We start from the raw sequence: 8,491 nt of genomic DNA, 5'->3' as shown, positions 1-8,491 counted from the left end.
TTACTTTTTTCAAAAATAAAATATCGTAAACAACTGGTTGTATTTCAATACATTACACTAAAATAAAAATAAAACTTGAAAACAGAAAGAGTTAAAGGGAGCATGGCGCCTTTAAAGTGAATATAGCACCCCATTGCAATGCATAAAAATAGGAAGTGCCTAGGAATAGATTAATCACAATAACGCTTGTTTTTATGTTACTTTAATAAGGAAATTTTTCTGCACAGGTACGATTCATAAAGACATTACTGTATAAAGAGAATTCGCATGATCTGTAATTTGTAAAAAGAATCAAATTCTTGTAGAAACATGCTAAGCTATGCTAGCTTTCTTTATTTAATATTGAAAAAGTACTCTTAAAATCTATGTGGGATAACGAGCAACAAAAAAACGATCCCGGACAGGACCCTGCTCTTGTCGTCAAACCCCTGCGTCCTGCGCGCCGACAAGTTTCGGCCCGTTGGCTTACGGGAACCGTTCTGACAGGAATCACTTCCTGCATTCTTATGGGTATTGCACTTTTTACGGCTCTTGATGAACAACAGCGATTGGTAACCCCTCCACAATGGTTTACGAAAGAAAATCTCTCTCACACACAAGATCCTGAGGCCAATGGGTATAAAGGTGATCGTATTTCTCCCACCCATGCACGGCAAAGCTTTGACAGCAAACGTCAATTTGAACTATCAATTCTGCAAAAAAAAGGCGATGAACAAGTTATTCAAACACAACATTTTGAATGGATTCGTATGGCTTTAGCCGAAAAGCGCCCCCAGAAATATAGCTATCCAAAATTTGATTCTTTAAGCATTCTTGCCAGTGATTCGAAAAATCAAATCGCCAAACCACAAGATTCTGGACAAATTTATGGAGCAAAGGTTGAAACAAAAATCACCTTACGCAACTATGATTTTAAGGTAAATCAATTCGATTTTGACGACAACGATACGCTGACAGATGAAGAGGCACAACAAGAAGTGCAAAAAGCTGGATTTACTTTAGAAAAAAGTACCGAACTTCTTTCAGTTCTCACATTGATTGATCCTTTAAAATTAGAAGATGCATCCACTGATTCCCAAGGTACAGAATCCCCTGAAGTTCGCATTATTCAAGAAAATGTAACCGTTTCTCCTCAAAGTCACCGTATCGATCTGACAAAAAACTATGTTGAAGATATTATTCCTATTCGTAAAAAACAAACGATAGCCGATGCTTTCAAAAAAACCAGTTATACAAAAAAGCAAATTGAACAGGTCGTAAAAGCGCTAGAAAAAATTAACCTTTCCGATACCCTTAAAGAGGGAAGTCTTTTACGCATTGGTATCGTGACACAAGCTGGTGAAGAAGACCATCTCGTACGCGCAAGTATCTATCAAGGGATGTATCATGTTCTTACCATTGCGCTAAATGATAAAGGCCAATTCATTGAAAGCACAGAGCCTAAAATGTCTAAAGCTCTTCAAACGGCTTTTCAAAATGGTATTCCGCATTCTTATATCAATAGCGCGCAATTACCAACAGCTTATGATGCACTCTATAGTGCCTTGCTAAGCCATAATATATCACAATCTCTCTCTCATCGTCTTATTCGTCTGCTTGCCACCAATATTGACATGAAAAGTCCGATAACCCCCAATGATCAAATCGAAATATTTTATGCCGTACCACAAAGTGATAAAGAAAACCAAAACGGCAAAAAGAACTTGAAAGCAAAGGAAGCATCCAAAAATACTGATCCAGAAATTCGTTATATTAGCGCAACTTTTGGAAATACAACTTATAAATATTACCGTTATCAATTAAAAGATGGAAGCGTTGATTATTATGATTCTGAAGGAAGGAGTTCAAAGCCTTTCTTGCTGCGCAAACCCACACCAAATGGAATTTTTGGCTCCCCCTTTGGTCCACGCAAACATCCTATTTTAGGCTATGTTCGCATGCATACGGGAGTTGATTGGGTTGCTCCTAAAGGATCACCCATTATTGCTGTAGGAGATGGTATTATCACAAGAGTAGGCGTAACAGGTGGCTATGGAAATCACACAGAAATTCAACATGCCAATGGATATGTCAGCAGTTATTCACACCAAAGCCGTTATGCACCAGACATCAAACCAGGCGTGAAAGTACGACAAGGACAAATCATTGGGTATGTTGGAACAACAGGAATGGCAACCGGTCCCCATTGTCATTTTGAAATCATTGTCAATGGCGTTAAAGTTGATCCCATGCGCATCCGTATACCGGATAGCAAAGCCTTAACCAATCAAGACCTACAAACATTCCTACAAGAAAAAAACAATATTGATGCCTTGATAAACAGCCCGATACCCCCCCCCGAGGAAACTTAAAGCATAAAAGCATCTGCAATTTTTACGACTCAAAACATCTAAAAAATATGCTTTAGCGCTTATTTTTCTCAAAGAGATTTCCGCACTTTAAACATCTATAAAGAATACGCCGAAATATGCCACCACCCAAGGTTGCATAACAATGATTAAGAATAAACGCCCTCCCCTTTGCATGTTTATGCACAATAGAAAAGTGCAAAATATGAAATCCCAAAAGGCTAACTCTTCTTGTTTGTTTTATCAAAACGATAAAAATCCCTTTGTTATCCATACAATAAAATCTTAATCAAAGGTGAGTTTTTCTAAAGGATGAAGATTCTAAAACCCATATCATTCTATAAACAACCCGACTTCTTGTTGAATAGATTCCACTTGTTGAATGCTTATGCTGTTCATAGCCTTAAAGGACGGTGTTTCATAAACTTTATGAGCAAGTTTTACCTAAAAATATTCGTTACACACTTTTACAAAAACACCACATATTTAAAGTTTTACATGCCTTACAAAAAATAACAAAATTTGAAAAAACAATCTCTTCGTAAAGAAATAGAGCTTACTAATATAAATATTATTGGTTTAAAGAAGCTCTTATTCAAAATAAATTTAAATTTTAACTTAAGCACTTCAAAGCCTATAAAACATACAAAAAAAGGAGAGTTTTGAAAGCCGATAATTTGAGTCAACAAAGCGAAAAACAAAGAGACCAAACGATGAAGAAGCAATGTTGCTTCTCTTAAAGACAATTGACAATCTGATATGAATGGTACTGTGTTCGCGTTATCTAAGTCATATTTTTTCTCATTTTTATTAAAACGAACAAGCAGAGAGCAAAGAGTTTATCTCTTTAAAAAATCAGTCAGAGCTTTTTTTTAAACTATTCATGCTGAGTTTTGGCAAAGGAATGACAATCTTTGTGCCTCCTAAAGCAGAAGTTTCAAACAGAGGTTTCTCACCAAATTGCATACAGAGCTGTTCCACGACCACACGACCAAGTCCTGTTTTTTGTTCTAAAGTTTGGCTTTTCATTCCCACACCATCATCTTCTACAATGAGCATCAATTGTCCATCTTTCTGGGGACCAAAAGAGATATAAATATGACCCGTACGTTGATCAGGAAAGGCATGTTTTAAAGAATTTGTTAGCAGTTCACCAAGGATAATTCCAAGTGTTGTCGCATCTCTTGAAGACAGGCGACAATCTTTAAAGTTGGTGTGAATGGTGATGTTTTCACGCAATTCAAAAGGGACTGCTAATTCGACATCATGCACAACAGAACTGAGAAACTCTGCTAAAAAAGTCGTTTCCATATCATCACTTAAGCGCAAACGACGATGTGCTGTAGAAATTGTCTGAATACGATCACGTGCAGCTCCTAGCACAGAACGTACCTCTTCATTTTTGCTCCGATTTAACTGGAGCCCCAGCAAAGAAGACACCGTCCCAAGAGAATTGCCAATGCGATGGCTTGCATCCTGCAACAATATTTCAACCCGTTGGCGTTCTTTTTCAGCGTGATTACGGGCTCTTTCTAATTCTTGTGTCCGTTCTTTCACGCGGGCTTCCAGAGCGATATTTTCGCTATGAAGCAGCAATTGATACAATTTTAAAGAGCGCACATCACGATGAAAACGATTAATAACAAAATAGGCAGAAATAAAAGTACTCACAACGGAAACAATAGCCGCCAATGTCAAAGCAGCCCGCATTAATGCGATACCCTCACGCTGTTTTTGTCGCACCACATCATCCCCATTAATAAAGCTTGTCATCAATTGAGCTAAACGTGCCACAGGAATCTTTGATACTTCAAAAGAGGTCGCATGAGAAGGTTGTTCAGGAATCGCATCAAGAGCATGCATATGGGCATTCATAAATGCTTTTCGTGCTTCAACCTCTTTTTTAAAAGCCGTAAACCATTCATACCATTGTGGATGCGCATAAACAATAAGTGCAATATAATCGAGAACATTCCCCAACTCCCGCTCTGAATTTTCAAAACGTACTTTATCTTCCGCCTTGCGCGTTTTTGCATAGCTGCGATCAGCAACAGCCATATCAATCAAGCTAATAAGAACCAAATCAGCCTGTTCGCGCAATTCTGAACTTGTATCCAACTGTGCTACTTCCCGATCAACGGCATTTGAAAGCAACATAATAAAAACCGATGCCAAAAGAGCCATAACAAGAGAAACAACAATCGCTACCCACCGCCAGCGTGATATCGTTGCATCAGAAGAAGGCATTTGAGGCATCAAATTTGTTTTTGTTGTCATAGAATGTCCATTGGCGAACTTGAAAGTCGTCATTTTTCAGCACAAAGGAAGGCAACCTTATGGCACATAAAACCTAAAGCCCGTGGGAAAGTTTATACAGGCTTTTCTTGTGTTCCTAAGGATACACGCCAAACACTCTGAATTTCCTCAGATACTGACTTTACTGTAATAGCTATAACGGGAATAAAAAAAACAAGGCTAACGATCATAATTATTATGCTTTTTTAGCCGTTAAATGAACATAATGTACTTCCAGCTGAATAAGAATCAGGACCATAATCAGACTCACCATCCACCTTGAGAAGTTCTTGTAATCGATTACGCGCCCTGCTCACTCGACTTTTAATGGTTCCAACAGCACAACCACAAATAGCGGCAGCATCTTCATAAGAAAACCCCGATGCGCCAATAAGAATAATGGCTTCTCTTTGATCGGCAGAAAGCAAATTTAAGGCTTTTTTGAAATCTTGCAAATCAAGCAGTCCGTATTGAGCAGGATGAACAGCGACATTTTGAGTAAATACGCCATCGGTATCTTGAACTTCTCTTCCCTTTTTACGCATTTGACTATAAAATTCATTGCGCAAAATGGTAAAAAGCCAAGCCTTAAGATTGGTTCCCATCTCAAAACTATCTTGCTTAGCCCATGCCTTCATAACAGTATCTTGGACCAAATCTTCGGCTTTATCGTGCTTGCCACTTAAAGAAACAGCAAAAGCTCGTAAAGCCGGCAACACCAAAAGGAGTTCTTGTTTAAAGTTTTTCGCGCACTTTGACATAAAGAATTCAAACCTTTTCCACATTGCTTAAGCCAAATTGCTCTGCGCGCTCCAACTTCTCTAAAAGCTCGAGCAAACACCGTGGCAGTGCTTCTTCTTGAATTTCCATGTAAAATTGACGTAACTTCCGTGCTATTTCGCTATTGACCCCGAGAAGATCATCTCCAACTGTAAATTGTGTGGTGAGATTTTTTTCATCACGGTCGTTCATTTTTCATCCCCCTAATCCATATAATATCAGTAGCACCGCGAAGAGTTTTTCGCTCTATGGTTGTAAATATGGCTGTCGATAAAAAGTTCCATACAAATCAAGGAACTTTTTTATCTGCTGAGAATTTCAACCAACAAAATGCTTGAAAGGTCAAAGGAGTTATAAATTATGTCATTATCAACGCGCATTGCCCCGCATCTTCCCTATCTTCGGCGTTTTGCCCGCTCTGTCACCGGTAGCCAATCCTCTGGCGATGCTTATGTATCAGCAATGTTGGAAGCACTCATTGCCGACATCTCCATTTTTCCCAAAGCATCCAGTGACCGAATTGGTACCTATTGGCTTTTTTGCCATCTTTTTGACCAAACCACACCGAACATCCCTGAACCCCTGCCCCAATTTGGTCTTGAACAAAAAACCAGTGCCAAATTATCCTATCTCACGCCCCGTGCACGCCAAGCATTTTTGCTCATTGCCGTTGAAGGATTTCATGAACAAGAAGCAAGCGAAATCATGAATCTTGATACAAAAGAATTCCGTAAGCTTCTCAACCAAGCATCCATTGATATTTCTCAACAAATTGCCACTGAAGTAATGATTATTGAAGATGAACCTCTTATTGCACTTGATATTGAGCAAATGGTAGAAAGCTTAGGTCATCATGTTGTAGGAATAGCGCGCACGCGTGATGAAGCTGTCATCATGTATCATAAGAAAAAACCACGGTTGATTTTGGCTGATATTCAATTAGCTGATAACAGTTCAGGTATTGACGCGGTCAACGAGATTTTGAAAAATGACCGTATACCGGTGATTTTCATCACGGCTTTTCCCGAAAGGCTACTGACCGGCGAGCGTCCAGAACCAACTTTTTTAGTGACCAAACCTTTTAACCCTGATATGGTGAAAGCGCTTATTTCCCAAGCTTTATTTTTTCAAGAGAATGCTTCTAAAGCGGCTTAGAACAGAGTAACATCTTAAAATTATGATCGTTACGCCTCTTTCAAAGCCTCCCATGGATAGATCTCATATGAGTGCGCTCATGCAAGCGATTCGTGGTGCTGATATTTGTGTTCTCTATCAGGCAACAAATCTGGTTTATTTATGGGCTGAAAACTTGCCACACCATTTGCACAATAAATGGCGGGTTGGGTGTCGTGACAGCGACTTTTTTTCGCTTGACCTTGCAGACAATATGGAAACCATCAAACTGCAAGTTTTAGCGAGTGGCAAAATGCAAACTGTTGAAGCACGTTTTGAAGATACAAAAAAACAAGAGATTTGGTACAAATTTTCTATTGATTGCCATCGTAATGATAACGGAGACATTATCGGTATTATCACCACCGGTGTTAATATTTCCGGCTTACGCCGCCGTGAACAAGTGCTTAAAATCCTTCTTCGCGAGGTCAGTCATCGTTCTAAAAATCTTCTAGCGATCATTCAAAGTATTGCTAGCCAAACCGCTCGCTATACTGAATCTCTTCAGGTTTTCTTACGCAAATTTCAAGGTCGTCTTCATTCTCTTTCTCATTCTCAAGATCTGATCACTGATTCTGATTGGCGTGGCGCTCAATTTCGCGAATTGGTCCAAACGCAGGCTTTAGGCTATTTTATGAAAGAAACAGAACGTTTTTCACTTGAAGGCGTAGATCCTTATCTTTTTCCCAATGCCGCTTTGCATATTGGTTTGGCTTTTCATGAACTAATTGTAAATTCTCTTTCTTTTGGAGCCCTTTCCCAAGAAAAGGGTAGCATCTGTGTACGCTGTGAAATCGAAACAAAACTGAATGGTAAAACGCAACTTATCATCACTTGGCATGAAAATTTTGAATCTGGCATCCCTCCCACAAACAATAAAAAAGCCTGTTTTGGTAGTGCCGTTCTCGAAAAAATCGTTCCCATTTCCGTAAATGGTTCCGCTTCCCTCAAATTGACAAAAGAAGGAATTATCTATTGCCTCTCTGTTCCTGATACTTATTTTGATATTTTTTCTTAAAAGAGCATTTCAAACAATAAACAAGAGACGTTTCCCCTTTTTTAGCAAAATTTCTCATCTATTTTATTAAGCACAAAGATATTTTCCAGCCTCTTTAAACCAACCACTATGTCCCCCAAGTTCCCCAAAACCTTAACAAAAAACCTTAACAATGATAACTTAGTCGCATAAAATCCATTCCCGCTGTCAATCAACTTTCATCCCTCATAGAACCGCATATTTTAAGACAGAAACCAAAACGATGAAGAGCAAACCGTTTCAGCTTTTGTATGCCAAATAAAAGCGAGCCTATTACCTATCTCTTTTTGTGTAATTTCGCAATGCGCATACAATTTAATTTTGGCAGAATATAAAATTTTAAGGAGTAAAGCTAACATCCACCATCACTCTTCAGCTTTACGGGACTAAAGCATCCACGACAACGACAATTAACTGATGAAATTACACATTTTATGCTTTTATTTATCGCATTCTTTAATGAAGATATCCTCTTCAGGTACGATAGGACATCCTAAAACAGAATACACTTGCGTCTTTCATTCACGCACTTTTTTAATATTTCCCAGCGCATCCACGCTCATTTCAAAACAGTGTCTGTAAATAAAATATAATAGCCCCCGTAAAGTGAACCATCAAGCACGCCCCTTTTTGCTCCACCTCCTTCTTTACCTTGATGCCCCTTTTCACTTCATAAAAGTAGTAAGCTGAGCATCATCATACCCTTTGTCCCTCATGTTACAACAGCCATTGACATTTGAGAGCGTTCATAAGGAGCATTTTAGTCTTTTTTCAAATATTTCTCACCAACACAAAGCCCATACACACCCCTTTATGACATGCAACCCAATGACTTTAATTAATTCACTATAGAACTGGC

General features: G+C 38.7%; 6 protein-coding genes. 3 read left to right on the top strand and 3 right to left on the bottom strand.

All coding sequences use genetic code 11. The features are described 5' to 3' along the window. Positions 1–365 precede the first annotated feature (365 nt). A complete protein-coding gene (locus tag ACFIKO_RS03410) occupies positions 366–2,351 on the top strand; it encodes a M23 family metallopeptidase (RefSeq protein ID WP_375673280.1) in 1,986 nt (661 codons plus the stop codon). 852 nt (positions 2,352–3,203) lie between these two features. Here the strand turns inward: ACFIKO_RS03410 and ACFIKO_RS03405 are convergent. The 3 genes from ACFIKO_RS03405 to ACFIKO_RS03395 all read right to left on the bottom strand — a co-directional run bounded on the left by ACFIKO_RS03405 (position 3,204) and on the right by ACFIKO_RS03395 (position 5,615). Continuing rightward, the gene (locus tag ACFIKO_RS03405) at positions 3,204–4,625 is read right to left on the bottom strand and encodes a sensor histidine kinase (RefSeq protein WP_375620235.1); all 1,422 of its coding nucleotides are present in this window, start codon (positions 4,623–4,625) and stop codon (positions 3,204–3,206) included. Between the two features lie 224 nt (positions 4,626–4,849). Then, complete coding sequence (locus ACFIKO_RS03400; RefSeq protein WP_375620234.1) at positions 4,850–5,404, bottom strand: RNA polymerase sigma factor; 555 nt, start codon at positions 5,402–5,404, stop codon at positions 4,850–4,852. Positions 5,405–5,411: 7 nt separating this feature from the next. After that, positions 5,412–5,615, bottom strand: coding sequence for a NepR family anti-sigma factor (locus ACFIKO_RS03395; RefSeq protein ID WP_375620233.1), 204 nt, complete (start codon positions 5,613–5,615; stop codon positions 5,412–5,414). 168 nt (positions 5,616–5,783) lie between these two features. Here ACFIKO_RS03395 and ACFIKO_RS03390 point away from each other — a divergent pair, with 168 nt between their 5' ends. Both ACFIKO_RS03390 and ACFIKO_RS03385 read left to right on the top strand, forming a co-directional pair. After that, on the top strand, positions 5,784–6,578 hold the full coding sequence (locus ACFIKO_RS03390) for a response regulator (protein ID WP_015856822.1): 795 nt from the start codon (positions 5,784–5,786) through the stop codon (positions 6,576–6,578). Between the two features lie 22 nt (positions 6,579–6,600). Continuing rightward, entirely contained in the window at positions 6,601–7,614 is a 1,014-nt protein-coding gene (locus ACFIKO_RS03385) for a sensor histidine kinase (RefSeq protein ID WP_273788470.1), read from the top strand. Positions 7,615–8,491 lie beyond the last annotated feature (877 nt).

Source organism: Bartonella sp. TS82HLJMH (assembly GCF_042193495.1).
Lineage (GTDB): Bacteria > Pseudomonadota > Alphaproteobacteria > Rhizobiales > Rhizobiaceae > Bartonella > Bartonella grahamii.
The sequence above is the reverse complement of the archived record's forward strand: the minus strand, read 5'-3'. Positions and strand labels throughout refer to the sequence as shown.

What these genes read in the sequence shown, in the direction of transcription:
- ACFIKO_RS03410 (WP_375673280.1), top strand. Translation starts at nt 366, where the DNA reads ATGTGGGATAACGAGCAACAAAAAAACGATCCCGGACAGGACCCTGCT.
- ACFIKO_RS03405 (WP_375620235.1), bottom strand. Translation starts at nt 4,625, where the DNA reads ATGACAACAAAAACAAATTTGATGCCTCAAATGCCTTCTTCTGATGCA.
- ACFIKO_RS03400 (WP_375620234.1), bottom strand. Translation starts at nt 5,404, where the DNA reads ATGTCAAAGTGCGCGAAAAACTTTAAACAAGAACTCCTTTTGGTGTTG.
- ACFIKO_RS03395 (WP_375620233.1), bottom strand. Translation starts at nt 5,615, where the DNA reads ATGAACGACCGTGATGAAAAAAATCTCACCACACAATTTACAGTTGGA.
- ACFIKO_RS03390 (WP_015856822.1), top strand. Translation starts at nt 5,784, where the DNA reads ATGTCATTATCAACGCGCATTGCCCCGCATCTTCCCTATCTTCGGCGT.
- ACFIKO_RS03385 (WP_273788470.1), top strand. Translation starts at nt 6,601, where the DNA reads ATGATCGTTACGCCTCTTTCAAAGCCTCCCATGGATAGATCTCATATG.